At 64.1% G+C, this 15,264-nt stretch carries 14 protein-coding genes; 1 reads left to right on the forward strand and 13 read right to left on the reverse strand.

Annotated elements, in window-relative coordinates:
• Positions 1-45 precede the first annotated feature (45 nt).
• Positions 46-1,626: a class I SAM-dependent methyltransferase gene (locus ABKS89_RS21670; RefSeq protein ID WP_348587030.1), complete on the forward strand. Its 1,581-nt coding sequence runs from the start codon at positions 46-48 to the stop codon at positions 1,624-1,626.
• A 238-nt stretch (positions 1,627-1,864) separates the two neighbouring features.
• Here ABKS89_RS21670 and ABKS89_RS21675 read toward each other — a convergent pair whose 3' ends face one another.
• From ABKS89_RS21675 to ABKS89_RS21735, 13 genes are all read right to left on the reverse strand, one after another.
• Positions 1,865-2,515, reverse strand: coding sequence for a class I SAM-dependent methyltransferase (locus tag ABKS89_RS21675; protein ID WP_138215102.1), 651 nt, complete (start codon positions 2,513-2,515; stop codon positions 1,865-1,867).
• Positions 2,516-2,565: 50 nt separating this feature from the next.
• On the reverse strand, positions 2,566-4,161 hold the full coding sequence (locus tag ABKS89_RS21680) for a flagellar hook-associated protein 3 (protein WP_348587031.1): 1,596 nt from the start codon (positions 4,159-4,161) through the stop codon (positions 2,566-2,568).
• Between the two features lie 10 nt (positions 4,162-4,171).
• Entirely contained in the window at positions 4,172-6,169 is a 1,998-nt protein-coding gene (gene flgK / locus ABKS89_RS21685) for a flagellar hook-associated protein FlgK (RefSeq protein WP_348587032.1), read from the reverse strand.
• Between the two features lie 34 nt (positions 6,170-6,203).
• Complete coding sequence (gene flgJ, locus ABKS89_RS21690; RefSeq protein WP_348587033.1) at positions 6,204-7,445, reverse strand: flagellar assembly peptidoglycan hydrolase FlgJ; 1,242 nt, start codon at positions 7,443-7,445, stop codon at positions 6,204-6,206.
• 10 nt (positions 7,446-7,455) lie between these two features.
• Entirely contained in the window at positions 7,456-8,607 is a 1,152-nt protein-coding gene (locus ABKS89_RS21695; RefSeq protein WP_225601594.1) for a flagellar basal body P-ring protein FlgI, read from the reverse strand.
• A 5-nt stretch (positions 8,608-8,612) separates the two neighbouring features.
• A complete protein-coding gene (gene flgH, locus ABKS89_RS21700) occupies positions 8,613-9,305 on the reverse strand; it encodes a flagellar basal body L-ring protein FlgH (RefSeq protein ID WP_138215105.1) in 693 nt (230 codons plus the stop codon).
• A 41-nt stretch (positions 9,306-9,346) separates the two neighbouring features.
• Positions 9,347-10,132, reverse strand: a complete 786-nt coding sequence (gene flgG, locus ABKS89_RS21705; protein WP_138215106.1) for a flagellar basal-body rod protein FlgG — start codon at positions 10,130-10,132, stop codon at positions 9,347-9,349.
• A gap of 56 nt (positions 10,133-10,188) precedes the next feature.
• Complete coding sequence (flgF, locus tag ABKS89_RS21710; RefSeq protein ID WP_045212145.1) at positions 10,189-10,932, reverse strand: flagellar basal-body rod protein FlgF; 744 nt, start codon at positions 10,930-10,932, stop codon at positions 10,189-10,191.
• 188 nt (positions 10,933-11,120) lie between these two features.
• Positions 11,121-12,428, reverse strand: a complete 1,308-nt coding sequence (gene flgE / locus ABKS89_RS21715) for a flagellar hook protein FlgE (protein WP_081519257.1) — start codon at positions 12,426-12,428, stop codon at positions 11,121-11,123.
• Between the two features lie 27 nt (positions 12,429-12,455).
• Complete coding sequence (gene flgD, locus ABKS89_RS21720) at positions 12,456-13,157, reverse strand: flagellar hook assembly protein FlgD (protein ID WP_138215108.1); 702 nt, start codon at positions 13,155-13,157, stop codon at positions 12,456-12,458.
• A 16-nt stretch (positions 13,158-13,173) separates the two neighbouring features.
• A complete protein-coding gene (flgC, locus tag ABKS89_RS21725) occupies positions 13,174-13,617 on the reverse strand; it encodes a flagellar basal body rod protein FlgC (RefSeq protein WP_045212156.1) in 444 nt (147 codons plus the stop codon).
• A 5-nt stretch (positions 13,618-13,622) separates the two neighbouring features.
• A complete protein-coding gene (gene flgB, locus ABKS89_RS21730) occupies positions 13,623-14,030 on the reverse strand; it encodes a flagellar basal body rod protein FlgB (RefSeq protein ID WP_045212157.1) in 408 nt (135 codons plus the stop codon).
• A gap of 313 nt (positions 14,031-14,343) precedes the next feature.
• Positions 14,344-15,195 carry a LysR family transcriptional regulator gene (locus ABKS89_RS21735; RefSeq protein ID WP_138215109.1) on the reverse strand — a complete coding sequence of 284 codons (852 nt, stop codon included), beginning with the start codon at positions 15,193-15,195 and terminating at the stop codon, positions 14,344-14,346.
• Positions 15,196-15,264: the final 69 nt, after the last annotated feature.

The following is a 15,264-nucleotide window of genomic DNA, read 5'->3' on the forward strand; positions in this document are numbered from 1 at the left end:
TCACTCTTTCTCGAACTGCCCGATACCGCGCCTGCGGAGGAACTCATGTCCACTAGCTACGAACAACGCTTTGCCCATGCCCAGCAACTGCAGAGCAGCGGGCAAGCCGCGGCCAGCATCGATGCCTACCGCGACCTGCTCCAGGAGCACCCCGACGAGCTGCCACTGCGCCTGACCCTGGCTGTGGCTCTGACTGAGCAGCGCGGCAGCGGTGACGAAGCCGCCGAGCACTTGCGCCTGGTGCTGCAGGCGGTTCCGGACAATGCTGCGGTGAACAGCCTGCTGGGCCGCCTGCTGGTACGCGACGGCAAGCACGACGAGGCCCATGAGTTCCTGCTCCAGGCCATCCAGCTGCAGCCGGAGGATCATGACGTACGCAATACCCTGGCGACGCTGGCGCTCTACCAGGGCCACCTCGAAGAGGCCTACCACTGGCTGGCCAGCCTTTCCACCTACCAGGCCAACGCCGATACCGCCGACCTGCTCACGCAGCTCGAGCTGCTGCAGGGCAAGCGCGCGCCGCAGTCCACCAGCCTGTTCGGCCGGGCTCGTGTTTTCGCCCGTTCCAGCCGCTCGGCAGACGGCCCGCCCGGCGCCAAGGCGATCATGGAGCAGAACCCGAGCCAGCGCGAAAGCCTGCTCAACGTCACCGGCTGGCAGACCATCGAGGCCGGCACCCTGAACCTGCAGGCGCTGTTCAACCCGCTGGAGATGGTGCGCAAGGTCGCTCCGCTGTTCTTCGAGTCGGGCAGCGGCATCGTCTACGCCCCGCCCTATCAGCAGGTGCCCTACATCCGCATGGGTTACTGGTACTACCAGGGCTACCTGCAGTATCAGGGTCGCCACGCACCAGTGCTGATTCGGCGTGCGGCCGTGCCGTCGCAAGCGGACGTACTCGAAGTCTTCGCCGAGCAGAACCTGCGCCAGCAACTGCAACTGGAAGATGGCGCCGAAGTACTGTGCTACCTGCGCAGCCCCGGCAGCGAAGCGGAAGATGACACCTGGCGCGACTGCAAGCTGGGGGTCTATGAAGACTTCTTCTCGCAGTCGCAGGTCTTTGGCGCCAACAAGGAACTGTACCAGGGCCATGAAGGCTGGGACCTGCCGGGCGTACGCCCTACCCTCCTGCGCATGGAGCGCTACGCGCTGGAAAAATGGCTCTCGCCCACCGACCGCGTGCTGGATATCGGCTGCAACATCGGCTGCTTCGGCATCGAGGTGGCGCAGCAGGTCGACAGCTATCTGGGCTTCGACAACAACGACTCGCTGATCCGTATCGCCGACCGCCTGGCGCAACATCACAAGGTGGAGAACTGCGAGTTCCGCACCTGCACCTATGAGGACCTGCGCGCCAGCGAGCCAGGTCTGTTCAATGTGATCTTCTCCTTCGCCGTGCATGTGTGGATCGGCAAGCCGATGCCCGACTACGTTGCCGACCTCAAGAACCTTCTGACCCCGGGCGGCATCGTGGTCATCGAAAGCAACGACATGCGGATGAACGACACTCGTTTCTTCGCCAACATGCGCCACTTCTACGAGCAGGGGTTCTTCCTGCTGTACCAGGGCCAGCTGATCGACGACGGCATTCACCAGCGCGGCTTCTGCGTATTCAAGCGCCTGGACTGACAGATCGCGGCAACGAAAAAAGCCCGGCGTTTGCCGGGCTTTTTCTTGGGCTCTTCGCAGGAGCGAGCTCATTCGCAGCTACGCCAATCTGCAGGAGCGCGCCATGCGCGCGATCGCGGGCATGGCCCGCTCCTACAGGGAAAGCGCTTCGGCTGGCTGGGCAGCTCTGCTCCTGCCCATTGCGCACGAACAAAAAAGCCTCCACTCGGGAGGCTTTTCGGTCGACTGTGCGAGCGGCTCAGTTGGCGATGACGAAGGTCTCGCTGGCCTGCCATTGGTCACCGCTCCACTGCGGGAAGGCGGTAGCCTGGCGCCAGCCCGTGGAGCAGATCAGGCAGGTCGTGATACCGGGGAACTCCGGGGTGATGCAGTCGACCATGCCTTTCCACCACATCGGCTGACGCACGGTGATGTGGGCGTTCTCGCCATTGGGAAGCAGCGCCGCCGCCGAATAGCAGGCAACGTTGAGGATCACCAGTTTGGTCGCGCAGGAGTACAGGTCGCGCAGCACGCTCGGCACATCGGCAACGAAGATGTGCTCCATCACGTCGAAGGACACCACGCAGTCGACCTTCTGGCGCTCGTCGATGCTGCGCGCCGGCTCATAACGATAGGCCGCGTCGAGATTGAAGTACTGCACCGCGGACTGGCCGTTGTCATCGAATCCGGCAAGATTCCAGTCAGACCCGCCGCAACCGTAGTCGAGGACGCTGCGCACGCCATGGCTCTGCATGATCTCGCGAATCTGCGGACGGAACGGGCGCAATTCGAAATCGCTGAAGGCGACTTCCACGTGCTGCTCGTCGCTGCGCTGGTAGCCCTCACGGGCCATCTGCCCGTACAGCTCGATCAGTTGGCGGCCCTTGGAACTGAAATTGATATCGCCCATGTACGTTTCTTCCGAGGTGGGGCCCGCCGTCGAGCGGCGAGCCGGATGAATCAGAGTTTGTTGAACAGGCTCAGCTGACTGATCCGCGCGAACGCCGCCTGGGCAGCCTCGAGCATGGTCTGCTGCAGGACCAGCTGCGAGGTCGCGGCGGCCATGTCGGTGTCGCGGATCGACGATTGCGTGGTGGTATTGGTCAGCGCCAGGCTCTGGTTTTCCTGGTCGAGCACATCGATGGTATTGAGCCGCGCACCAACCGACGACTGGGTCGCCAGCACCTGGTCGCTGGCCTTGTCGAGGTTGGTGATCGCGCTGGCCACCATGTTACGGATGGTCAGCTGCGCCTGCGGGTTGTTGGCGGTGGAGGTGTCCAGCGCCTTGCGCAGGTCGCCGATGGTATTGAGGATGTTCTGCCGTTCCGGAGAGCTGGCGGTGACGGAGAACTGGTCACCGGTCGCCGGGGCGGCGCTGATGGTCATGTCCACGCCGGCCACGGTCACCGTCTGCGGGAAGGTCGCGCCCACCGTCCCGGTGGACAGCGGCGTCGCGCTCTGGCTGGTAGGCAGCGCGTAGACCTCGTAGGCGGTGGCGCTGGTGAACTTGAGCTGCACGCCACTGCTGGGGAACTGCGTGGTGTAGTTGGTGCTATTGCTCACTGTCGCGGAGGTGATCTGTGCCGTCGACGTGTTGGTGGCGCTGCGCTTGACCGACAGGGTGTCGGTCGCCGCTCCGAAGCTGAAGCTGTAGCCGCCTACCAGGCTGTCCATGGTGCTGGCGTCATCGGTCTTCTGCAGCGAGACATCGAGCTGGAACTGCGCGCCGCGGAAGTTGATGGCGTTGCTGTCGGTGGAGGTCGCGTCATAGGTGCCATTGGTGGTGGCGTCGCTGGTGACGTCGTTGCCGTCCTTGTCGAGGATCTGGTACTGCGTGCCGCTGAGCACGTTCAGGGTGTACGGCGCACCGTCGCGGAAGCTCGCGCTGTAGCTGCTGTCACTGGTCACCGTGCCCTGGGACAGGAACGCACGCTGCACACCATCGGCATTGGGGTTGCTGGCCAGGGAACTGGTGGTCCGGCTGGCATTGGCCGCCATCTCGAAGATGCTCCAGCCGTTGTCGTTGGTCGACATCGTCAGGTTGTCGGAGATCTGCAGCTTGAGGGTGCTCTGGTCACCCTGGTAGCTGAAGCTGCCATCGGCGTTCTGCACGAAGGGCTGCACGGTGCTCTTGCTGCCGGAGAACAGATAGTTGCCGCTGGCGTCCTTGCTGTTCATCAGGGTCAGCAGCTGGTTCTGGATCTCGCCCAGTTCATCGCTGACGGCGCCACGGTCTTCGTCGCTCAGAGAGCCATCGCCGGCGCGCAGCGTCAGTTCGCGGGCGCGCTGCAGGGCGGTGGTGATGGAGTCGAGGACGCTCTGTTCCTGGTTCAGGCTGTTGGTCGCGGAGGTCATGTTGCCGCTGTACTGGGTCAGCAGCGCCTGCTGCTGTTCCAGTTGCAACAGGCGCGCGGCACCGACGGGGTCGTCCGCCGGGGTCTGGATGCGCGTGCCGCTGGAGATCTGCTCCTGCAGCTTGGCCAGGCTGGCATAGCCGCGGTTGTAGTTGTCGATGTTCGAATTGAAGATCTGCGGGGTGGAAATTCGCACAACCATTTCAGCCTCCTCAGATGTTGTTGATCAGGGTGTCGAAGAGCGTCTGCGCAGTCTTGATGATCTGCGCGGAGGCCGTGTAGTACTGCTGGAACTTCACCAGGTTGGCCGCCTCTTCATCGAGGTTCACCGCCGACAGCGAGTCGCGGCTGCCTTGCGCCTGGGTCAGCACCGCCTCGGTGGCGGTGGCGTCGAGCTTGGCCTGGTTGGCCGTGGCGCCGACGGTCTCGGTCAGGCTGCTGTACGCGCCGGTCAGGCTCATGCCGCTGCCGCTGCCCGTGCCGCTGCCGACGGTCTTGGTGGTCTGCAGGTCGATGAGCTTCTGCGCGTTGGTGTTGTCGGCATCGCCGTTGCTGTTGAAGGCCACGCCGAAGCTGTCGCCGTCCTCTGGATAACCGGCGATGGTGGTCTGGAAGCTGAACGACGGCGAGCCCGGCACGGTGATGCTGATGTCGTTGCTCTGGCCCGGCACGATGTTGCCGGTGCCCAGCGAGTTACCCGCCGAGTCGTAGATGGTGTAGCCCTGGGTGCCGCCGCTGGCGGCATCGAACACCAGCTTCACCGGCAGGCCGGCCTTGATCGAGGCGGCCAGCGCGGTGCTGTTGCTGCTATCCAGCTCGGTGGTCAGGGTGGTGCCGCTGATGGTGCCGCTGCCTTTGTTGCCAGTGGTGGTGCTGGCGACTACCGGCGAGGCGAACGCCAGGCGGTTGGAGTCGGTCATGGTGACCGAGATGTCCGAGGCCGCGGTGCGGGTCGGGATCACCGTGAAACGGTCGCCCGCCTGCACGGTGCCAACGCTCTGCTGGCTGATGCTGAAGCCGTCGAACTCCTTGGGCGGGTTGTCGGTCAGGTCGCCGCTGCCCAGCACCGTGCCATCGGAAGAGCGCTTGATGGTGTAGCCGGTGGCGGAGGTGAAAGTCACCTCGTAGTCACTGGTGGTCAGCGCGCTGCTGTCGGTGATGTTGACGTTGAGGTTGCCGGTGCCGGTGTTGTGGGTGTTGGCCAGGCTGCGATTGCCGATGACGCTGGCGTCGTTGATGTCCTTGAACAGTTCCGCGCCGAAGTTGCCGTTCAGGTCCAGGCCCTGGGCGAGCTGGCTGTTGAAGGTGTCGGCGAGGACGATGGCCATGCGCCCCAGTTCGTTCTGGGTGGTATCCAGCACGTCGCTGCGGTAGCGCAGCAGGCCGCCCATCTGGCCACCGGTGACCACCGAGGTGACGTCCATGGTCGAGCTGCCGGAGCTCAGGCTCAGGCTGAATTGCGACGGGTTGTTGGCGCTCGGGCCGGCGGTCAGGGTGGAGGAATTGGCGCCCACCACCAGCGGCTGGCCGGAGCCCAGGTAGAGGTTGAGGCTGCTGCCCTGCTTGACCACGCTCACGCCGATCATGTCGGAGAGTTGCAGTACCGCCTGGTCGCGCTTGTCCTGCAGGTCGTTGGCGCTGGCGCCGCCGGCCTCGGCCGCGATGATCGCCTGGTTGTACTGGGCGATGGTCTTGGCCAGGTCGGTAACCTGTCCGGCCAGGCTGTCCATCTGAGTGTTGACGTAGCTGTTCTGGGTGCCCAGCTGGGTCGAGATCGAATTGAAGCGCTGCGCCAGGTTCGCGGCCTGGGTCAGTACCAGCTGGCGCGAGGCGGCGTCGGTCGGCGTCGCCGCGGCGGTCTGCAGCGAGGCGAAGAAGTTCTGCATGACCTTGGACAGACCGGTGGTGCTGTCGGACAGCAGCGAATCGATCTGGTTGACCTGGGACAGGTAGGTCTGCGCATCGCTGTCCACCGAGGTGGCGCCGCGCAGCTGGTTGGCCAGGAACTCGCTGTACATCCGGCGGACGTCCTGCACCGTGGTACCGGTGCCGACGTAGTACTGCCCCGCGAACTGCTCCGCGGAGGTCACCTGCGACGTCGTCTGGCGGGTATAGCCGGCCGTGTTGACGTTGGTGATGTTGTTGCCGGTGGTGCTCAGCGCCGCTTGCGAGGCGTTGAGGCCGGACAGTCCGATGGATAAGAGGCTCATGGTCTTTCCTTAGCGCAGTCCTTTGTACAGGGCTTCACAGTGTGCGAGTCGGGGTGTCGGCCATCGCGACGGTCTGGTACACCTGCATCTGCTTGGCGATCTGGTTCACCTTGCGCGCGTACTGCGGGTCGGTGGCGTAGCCGGCGCGCTGCAGTTCCTTCATGAACTGATCCGGACGCGCGGCGGAATCCAGCGCGCCCTGGTAGCGATCGTTGTTCTGCAGGAAGCTGACGTAGTCCTGGAAGCTCTGCTCGAAGGAGTTGTAGGCACGGAACGAAGCCACTTCCTTCACTTCCTTGCCTTTCTCGAATTCGGTGGTGGTGGCGCGGGCGGAGTCGCCCTTCCAGCTCGAGCCGGTCTTGATGCCGAACAGGTTGTGACTGCTGCTGCCGTCACGCTGGGCGATCATCTTCTTGCCCCAGCCGGTTTCCAGCGCGGCCTGGGCCACCAGGTAACGCGGGTCGACACCGATGCGCTTGGCCGCGCGTTCGGCCATGGGCAGCATGGTGCTGATGAAGTCGTCGGCCGAGGCGAACATCGACTTGCCCGGTTTGGTGGAGATCGCCGAGGTATCGATATCGGCCACCGGCACGGTGGTGTCGATCTGCTTCGTATAAGCCTGGCTGCCGCGCCAGTCGTTGCTGGCCAGCTGCGCCGGCTGGTTGGCAGTGGATGCCACGGAGCTGTCGGCGCCGGGCACCAGGCCTGCCGCGATACGCTGGGCGAGCTTGCCCGGCAGCGCGAGACGGCGGGCGTTCAGGGCCTGGCGGTCATCACGGCCGGCTTCGGGTTGCGGCAAGGCCTTGCCGTTGGCGGCAAACACGCTCGGGGTCTTCTGCCGGTCGGACGCCGCGGCGGTGGCCGCAGCGCTCTGGGTGCCGTCGGTAGCCGCCTGAACGCCGGTCTGGGCAAAGGGGTTGTTGCCGGTGTGGCGGACGCCCTGCATCTTCTCCATCTGCTTGACCAGCACGTCGGCCAGGCCGATGCCATGCCCCTGGGTGGCCAGGGACACGGACAGCTGATGGTCGTACATGTCCTGGTACTGCTTGGCCGCTTCGCTGTTCATCGGGTTGTCCTTGGCGAACACCTCGTTGGCCGAGCGCATGGATTTCAGCATCTCGTTCATGAACAGCGATTCGAACTCCTGGGCGACCTTGCGGATGTTCCCCGCGCTGTCGCGGTTCGCGCCGGTCTTCATCGCCGACAGGCGATTGAGGTCGGAGTAGGAACCGGAGTCGGTAGTGGAGGTACCAGCAGAAAGCAGTCGGGCGTCCACGGCGGCGTCCTCAGATCACGATCAGGTCGGCTTGCAGCGCGCCGGCCTGTTTCAGGGCTTCGAGGATCGCCATCAGGTCGCTGGGCGCGGCGCCCACCTGGTTAACGGCGCGTACGATTTCATCCAGCGTGGTGCCGGGGCCGAACTTGAACATCGGCTTGGCTTCCTGGTTGGCGCTCACGTTCGAGCGCGGCACCACGGCGGTCTGGCCGTTGGAGAACGGACCGGGCTGGCTGACGATGGGGTCTTCGGTGATGGTCACGGTCAGGCTGCCGTGGGTCACGGCGGCCGGCGACACGCGCACGTTCTGGCCGATCACGATGGTGCCGGTGCGCGAATTGATGATGACCTTGGCCACGGCTTCGCCGGACTGCACTTCGAGGTTTTCCAGCACGGACATGTAGTCCACGCGCTGGCTCGGATCCAGCGGCGCGCTGACGCGCACCGAGCCGCCGTCCACGGCCTGGGCGACGCCCGGGCCAAGCAGTTCGTTGATGCGGTCGACGATGTGCTTGGCGGTGGTGAAGTCCGGGCGGTTGAGGTTCAGGGTCAGGGTGTTGCCCTGGTCGAAGCCACTCGGCACCGCGCGCTCGACGGTGGCGCCACCGGGGATGCGACCGGCCGACGGTACGTTGACGGTGATCTTGGAGCCGTCGCGACCTTCGGCGTCGAAGCCGCCGACCACCAGATTGCCCTGGGCAATGGCGTAGGTCTGGCCGTCGATACCCTTGAGCTGGGTCATCAGCAGGCTGCCGCCGCGCAGGCTCTTGGAGTTGCCGATGGAGGACACGGTGATATCGATGACCTGACCTGGCTTGGAGAACGGCGGCAGGTCGGCATGGATGGACACCGCCGCGACGTTTTTCAGCTGCACGTTGCCCGTGCCGGCCGGCACCTTGATGCCGAACTGCGCCAGCATGTTGTTGAAGGTCTGCACGGTGAACGGCGTCTGGGTGGTCTGGTCGCCCGTACCGTTGAGGCCGACGACCAGGCCGTAGCCGATCAGCTGGTTGTTGCGCACACCCTGGATGCTGGCGATGTCCTTGAGCCGCTCGGCATGGGCGGCCGGCACGGCGAACAGCGCGCAGAGCAGCAGCGCGCCGCCGAGGCGGAGCGTGCTGAGCAGGCCATGGGATACCTTGCGAACGGCAGTCATCGTCATCAACCTCAGAACGGGAACAGCGGGCTGAGGAAGAAGCGATCGAACCAGCCCGGCTGGCTCGCATCGGCGAACGCACCGGTGCCCGAGTAGGTGATGCGCGCATCGGCCACGCGGGTGGAAGCGACGGTGTTGTCGGTGGCGATGTCGTCGGCGCGGATCAGGCCGGCGATGCGCACCAGCTCGTTGCCGGTGTTCAGGGTCATCCACTTTTCGCCACGCACGGCGAGGATGCCGTTGGGCATGACGTCGGCCACGGTGACGGTGATCGAACCGGTCAGACTGTTGCTCTGCCCGGCCTGGCTGTCGCCCTTGGCATCGCGCGAGCCGCCGTACTCGGCAGAGAGGCTGAGGTCACCGCCACCCACCGGGTTGTTGGTGGTCAGGCCGCTGCCGAACATCGAGGTCAGCCCCATCTTGGTGTTGCTGTCCTTGGAGATGTCCGAACTGGCCTTCTTGCTGGCCTGGGTCTTCTCGTTGAGGGTGATGGTGATGATGTCACCCACGCGGAAGGCCTTGCGGTCGCCGTAGAGGTTGTTCTCGAACCCGGCCTGGTAAATCGACCCGTTGTTCTGGGCGGCCGGCGCGGGAGTGCGCGGCAGCACCGGAGCGTAATAGGGATCGTCCGGCTTGGGCGGAGGGCTCACGCACCCTGCCAACGCGGCGATGGCCAGCAGCGGAAGGAGGTGGGAACGGTTCATCTACAGCTACCTCTCGGGGAGAGCGACTACGGGATCAGGACTTACAGGTTCTGGGTGACGAAGGAGAGCATCTGGTCGGCGGTGGAGATCACCTTGGAGTTCATCTCGTAGGCGCGCTGGGTGGTGATCATGTTCACCATCTCCTCCACCACGCTGACGTTGGAGTTCTCCAGGGTGTTCTGCAGGGTGGTGCCCAGACCGTTCAGGCCAGGGGTGCCGACCTGGGGCGCGCCGCTGGCGGCGGTTTCCAGGAACAGGTTGTTGCCGGTGGCCTGCAGGCCGGCCGGGTTGATGAAGTCGGCGGTCTGGATGTTGCCGATGATCTGCGGCGTGGCATTGCCGGCAACGGTGACCGAGACGGTACCGTCGTTGCCAACGGTGAAGGTCTGGGTTTCCGGCGGCACGATGATGGCCGGCTCCAGGGCATTGCCGTTGGAGGTGACGATCTGGCCGTCGGAGTTCAGGTGGAAGCTGCCGTCACGGGTGTAGGCAACAGTGCCGTCCGGGGTCAGCACCTGGAAGAAGCCACGACCGTTGACCGCCATGTCCAGCGGGTTGTCGGTGGTCTGCAGGCTGCCGGCGGTGAAGTTCTTCTGGGTGCCGACGATGCGCACACCGGTACCCAGTTGCAGGCCCGAAGGCAGCTGCGTGTCCTGGGTCGAGTTGGCGCCGGGCTGACGCTTGATCTGGTAGAGCAGGTCCTGGAACTCCGCGCGGTCGCGCTTGAAGCCCGTGGTGGACACGTTCGCCAGGTTGTTCGAGATGGTGGTCAGGTTCATGTCCTGGGCGGACAGACCGGTCTTGCTGACCCAAAGTGCCGGAAGCATGTCGTTCTCCTCGGGCGCCGGATTCGTGGCGCCTCGAACGGTTAATCAGGTTCTATTCAGCTGAATTGCAAAACGCGCGCCATGGACTGGGAATCTTCTTCGGCGGTTTTCATCATCTTCACGTGCAATTCGAACTGGCGAGACAGCGCCAGGATCGAGGTCATCTCGTCGACAGCATTGACGTTGCTGGCTTCCAGTACGCCGGACTGCACGCTGGCATTGGCATCGACCTGGGGTGCGGGCTGGCCCGACTTCATTCGGATGAGGCCGTCGCTGCCCTTCTCCAGCTGCTTGGCATCGGGAGTCACGAGCTTGATGCGGTCGACGGTAGCCAGCGCATTGGGGTTGTTGCCCTGACCGCGGATGGTGATGGTGCCGTCCTCGCCGATGTCGATCTTTTCTTCCGGAGGAATCGCGATCGGCCCGCCGTTGCCCATCACCGGCATACCGTCGCTGGTGCGCAGCTGGCCGAGGGCGTCGATCTCCAGGCTGCCAGTGCGCACGTAGGCTTCGCCGCCATCCGGCGCCTGCACGGCAATCCAGGCATCGCCCTTGGCAGCCACGTCCAGGTCACGGCCGGTTTCCTGCAGGGAGCCGGTAGTGAAGTCGGTCGCCGGGCGCTCGCTCATGGCGAAGACACGCGCCGGAAAGCTGTCGCCGAACACGGGCATGGCGCGAGCTTGCTCGAAGTCGCGGCGGAAGCCGGTCGTGGAGATGTTCGCCAGGTTGTTGGCGTGAGCCTGCATGGCTTTGGTGTTCTGGCTCGCGCCACTCATGGCGACATACAGCATTCTGTCCAAGGCATTCCTCCAGTGCCGAGTCGGATTCCCGGCGGTGTTGGAGTGACTTCAGCAAAGGCTGTGCCAGAACTGCAGAACAAATCTCAAGATATTGATATCCAAGGGAATATCAAAAAATAAAGGCTCCCGAAGGAGCCTCGATGGCCGTCAGGCGGCGAAGGACTGCCGCCTGCGGCAAGGGGACGTCATCAACGCAGGTTGATGATGGTGTCGGAGATGGTGCTTTCGGTCTGGACGGTCTTGGCGTTCGCCTGGTAGTTGCGCTGCGCCACGATCAGGTTCACTAGCTGCGCGGTGAGGTCGACGTTGGAGTCTTCCAGGGTGCCCGAGCCAACCGAACCGAGGGTGCCGGAGGTGGGCGTGCCGATCACCGCCTCACCCGAGGCCAGCGACTGCTTCCAGCCGGTGTTGCCCACCGGGGTCAGGCCCTGGGTATTGGCGAAGTTGGCCAGGATCACCTGACCGATCACCTTGGACTGACCGTTGGTGTAGGTGGCGTACATCTGGCCGTCTTCGGCGAACGACAGGCCGGACATCTGGCCGGTGGCATAGCCGTCCTGGGTCACCGCGGTGACGGCAAAGGAGCCGTTGGTCTGGGTGGTCTTGGTCAGGTCGATGCTGATGCCGCCAGTAGTGCCTGCCGCGCCGTTGGCCCCCCAGGTCACCGGGTTGGTGGTGGAGTCGGTGACGGCCGCCGGCGTCCAGCCGGTCAGGGTCATGGTGTTGTCGGCGTTGACGGTCATGCCGGTGGAAGTTATGCCCGTCAGCTGGCCGGCGCTGTTGAAGGTGATGTCACTGCTCAGCGGCGTGGTGCTGGTCGGAGTCTGCGGGTTACGCCCGTCCACCAGGGTGTACATGCTCCAGTTGTTGGCACTGTCCTTGACGAAGTAGTTCGTCATGGTGTGCGAGTTACCCTGGGAGTCGTAGATGTCCACGGAGGTCGACCAGTTGTAGCTGTCCGAATCGGTGGCATCGAACGGCGTGGTAGTCGGCGTGGTGGCGTTGGAGTTCAGGCTCAGGGTCGAAGTGATCTTCGAGGTCGGGCTCGGCGGCTGGTTGGCGGTGTCGACCTTCAGGTCGGTGATCACACCGTTGACGATGTTGCCGTTGCCATTGACGCCATAACCCTGCAGGCGGTTGCCCGAGCCATCGACGATGTAGCCGCTGGCGTCGGTGTTGAAGGTGCCGTTGCGGGTGTAGACGCGGCTGCCGTTGTCGCTGGTCATGAAGAAACCGTTGCCGCTCACCGCCAGGTCCAGGCTGCGACCGGTGGTGCTCAGGTTGCCCTGGGTGAACTGCTGCGAGACGGCCTGGGTGACCACGCCGTTACCCACGGCGATGCGGCCGGTGCCGAGCATCGAGGAGGCGTAGAGGTCGGCGAACTCGGTACGCGAGGATTTGAAGCCGGTGGTGCCGACGTTGGCAATGTTGTTGCCGGTGACGTTCAGGTCCATCGACGCGGCGTTGAGTCCACTCAGGGCGGTATTGAAAGACATGTGTTGCTCCTGTGCCGAAACGCGGCGTTATTTTCCGATGGTCTGAATGCTGGAGGCGGAAACGGCGCCGATGCCAGCCAGGTTCAGGGACATTTCCCCGCCGTTCTGGCCCAGCGTGACGCTGTTGACCGTGGCTGGCAGGTAGGTGGTCAGGGCGGTACTGGTACCGTCCAGGCTGGCGCTGGCCTTGACGGTGTAGGTGCCGGCAGCCACCAGCTCCCCGCTGTCGTCCTTGCCGTCCCACTTGAAGTCGATGTTGCCGGCCTTCTGGCTGCCCATGTCGACGGTACGTACCAGGTCGCCCGAGTCGTCGTAGATCTTCAGGGTCACGCCATCGCCGCCGGACGGCATCACCAGGGTGCCGTTGACGCCGGCGCTCGGGTCATCGACCTGCACCTTGCTGGAGTTGACGATCACCGAGCGGCCGACCAGCGAGGAAGCCTGCAGGGCCTGCGACGACTGGAACGACGAATAGAAGGTGCCCAGGGTGGTGTCCAGGTTCTGCATGCTCTCCAGGCTGCTGAACTGCGCCAGCTGGGAGACGAACTCGGTGTTGTCCTGCGGGTCCAGCGGGTTCTGGTTATTCAGCTGGGTGACCAGCAGCTGCAGGAAGGAATCCTTGCCCAGCGCGCTGGTGCCCGTCTCGGTCGTCGACGACGAGCTCTTGGACCCGGCGTTCAGTGACGACAGGATCGAACTCGAAGCGCTGTTATCGGTATTGATGCTCATGCGGCGTCCTCTGCGCTTACTGACCCAGGGTCAGGACCTTCTGCATCATCTGCTTGGCGGTGTTCATCATTTCCGCGTTGCTCTGGAAAGAACGGCTGGCTGAGATCATGTCGGCCATCTCCTCCACCACGTTGACGTTGGGGTAGTAGACGTAGCCGTCCTTGTCGGCGGCCGGGTGGTTCGGCTCGTAGCGCGGCACCAGCGGGCTCTGGTCCTCGACCACGCCCAGCACCTGCACGCCGGAACCGGCCTGGTCGGTCTCGCCGAACAGCGAACCCTGGTCGCCGCCCTGGGCGTTCTGCAGCATGGTGGAGAACACCGGGTGACGGGCGCGGTAGGTCTGGTCGATGCTCGAGGAGACGCTCTCGGCGTTGGCGATGTTCGACGCGGTGGTGTTCAGACGGGTGGTCTGGGCACTCATGCCGGTACCGGCGATGTTGAAGACACTGGCGAGCGACATGGCGATTACTCCCCGCGCAGGGCGTTCATCAGCCCTTTGAATTTGCTGTTGAGGAAGGTGAACGAGGCCTGGAACTGCACGGAGTTTTCCGCGTAGTTGGCTTGCTCGATCTGTTCGTCGACGGTGTTCTGGTCAACCGAAGGCTGGTTCGGGATGCGGTACTTCACCGACTCGTCACCCATGCCGAAACCATCGGCGGCAATGTGATGCGAATTGGTCAGGGTCGCGCTGAAGGTGCCGTTCTTCATCTTGTCCGACTGGGCCGCCAGCACCGAGGCGAAATCCAGGTCGCGCGCCTTGTAGTTGGGCGTGTCGGCGTTGGCCAGGTTATTGGCCAGGACTTCAGCGCGCTGGGAGCGGAAGTTCAGCGCTTGCTGGTGGATGCCGAGGGCTTTGTCGAAGCTGATGCTCATGGTCACGAACCTGTTTGCCGGTGTGGGCTTGCCAACACTTCAGCAAGGTGCGTGCCATATTTGCATTCCCTTGATAATCAAGGGCTTGATGGAATCCAGAGAGCGGCAAGGGGCGGCAAACAGCGGCAAAGCGGCAACCCTTTTCCTTGCCGCCCAGGGCAAGGCGGCAAGCTTGCCGCTGCGCTTTGCCGCCCTCTTGCGCCGTTGCCATTGCCGTTTACGTTGCCGCGCTCAGCCTGCTCGCGAACGAACTGGCAACGTCGGCCCTGCCGACGGATCGCGGGCATGGACCGCTCCTACAGGGAGTCGATTTCTACGATTGGGCAAGTGCCAGAAACGCACTCGGCAAGCGCGCCTGTCGCCGATCCTTCAGGCAATACAGGTACTCGTCGATCAGGCTCGCGCCCTTGATCTCCAGCACGCACAACTGCGGGTTATCCGGCACTTCCTGGCGGGCGATGATGCTCACGCCCAGGTTACGGATCACCGCCTCGCGGATCGATTCGCGGCTGCCGATTTCCAGCATCGAAGCCGGCGTCACTCCCGCCTGCTGCAACATCGCCTCGGTCAGTTGGCGGGTAGTCGAGCCCGCCTCGCGCATCAGCAGGCAATGGTTGCGCAAGTCGCCCAGGCTCACCGACTGCAGGCCCGCCAGCGGATGGCTGCGGTGCACCGCCAGCACCAGCGGATCGCTGCCCAGCACCACGCGGGTCAGGCGCGCGTCGTCCACCTGCTGCGAGGAGGCCGCCAGGTCGACCCGGCATTCGATCAGCGATTCGAGCACCTGCTGGGAGTTGCCGATTTCCACCGACACCTCGATCTGCGGGAAGCGCTCGCGGAAGGTCTTGATCAGCCCAAGCACGTAATAAGGAGAGGTGGCGCCGATGCGCAACGCACCCTGCATCTGCCCGCAGTTGCGCAGGTAGAACTCGATGTCGGCTTCCTGCTGCAGCAGCGCCTCGACCATCGGCAGCAGGCGCGCGCCCTCGTCGCTCAGGGTCAGCCGACGGCCGCCGCGATAGAACAGCTCCACTGCGTACTGGCTTTCCAGGTTGCGGACCTGCGTGGTCACGGTCGGCTGACTGAGGCCGAGTTTCTTCGCCGCCTGGGTGATGCTGCCCAGCTTCGCCACCCGGTAGAACGCCTTCAATTCCGCGCTCAGCATCGACCGATCCGCCTTTTCGAAAAATTCATCAACATTTTTCCTCGGCGCTGCCGACAAACCGGCGCCAGC

The sequence above is a fragment of the Pseudomonas sp. LABIM340 genome (genome assembly GCF_040017195.2).
Taxonomy (GTDB): domain Bacteria; phylum Pseudomonadota; class Gammaproteobacteria; order Pseudomonadales; family Pseudomonadaceae; genus Pseudomonas.

What these genes read in the sequence shown, in the direction of transcription:
- ABKS89_RS21670 (WP_348587030.1), top strand. Translation starts at nt 46, where the DNA reads ATGTCCACTAGCTACGAACAACGCTTTGCCCATGCCCAGCAACTGCAG.
- flgG (WP_138215106.1), bottom strand. Translation starts at nt 10,132, where the DNA reads ATGCTTCCGGCACTTTGGGTCAGCAAGACCGGTCTGTCCGCCCAGGAC.
- flgH (WP_138215105.1), bottom strand. Translation starts at nt 9,305, where the DNA reads ATGAACCGTTCCCACCTCCTTCCGCTGCTGGCCATCGCCGCGTTGGCA.
- ABKS89_RS21680 (WP_348587031.1), bottom strand. Translation starts at nt 4,161, where the DNA reads ATGGTTGTGCGAATTTCCACCCCGCAGATCTTCAATTCGAACATCGAC.
- flgE (WP_081519257.1), bottom strand. Translation starts at nt 12,428, where the DNA reads ATGTCTTTCAATACCGCCCTGAGTGGACTCAACGCCGCGTCGATGGAC.
- flgB (WP_045212157.1), bottom strand. Translation starts at nt 14,030, where the DNA reads ATGAGCATCAGCTTCGACAAAGCCCTCGGCATCCACCAGCAAGCGCTG.
- flgD (WP_138215108.1), bottom strand. Translation starts at nt 13,157, where the DNA reads ATGAGCATCAATACCGATAACAGCGCTTCGAGTTCGATCCTGTCGTCA.
- ABKS89_RS21735 (WP_138215109.1), bottom strand. Translation starts at nt 15,195, where the DNA reads ATGCTGAGCGCGGAATTGAAGGCGTTCTACCGGGTGGCGAAGCTGGGC.
- ABKS89_RS21695 (WP_225601594.1), bottom strand. Translation starts at nt 8,607, where the DNA reads ATGACGATGACTGCCGTTCGCAAGGTATCCCATGGCCTGCTCAGCACG.
- flgC (WP_045212156.1), bottom strand. Translation starts at nt 13,617, where the DNA reads ATGTCGCTCGCCAGTGTCTTCAACATCGCCGGTACCGGCATGAGTGCC.
- ABKS89_RS21675 (WP_138215102.1), bottom strand. Translation starts at nt 2,515, where the DNA reads ATGGGCGATATCAATTTCAGTTCCAAGGGCCGCCAACTGATCGAGCTG.
- flgK (WP_348587032.1), bottom strand. Translation starts at nt 6,169, where the DNA reads ATGAGCCTCTTATCCATCGGACTGTCCGGCCTCAACGCCTCGCAAGCG.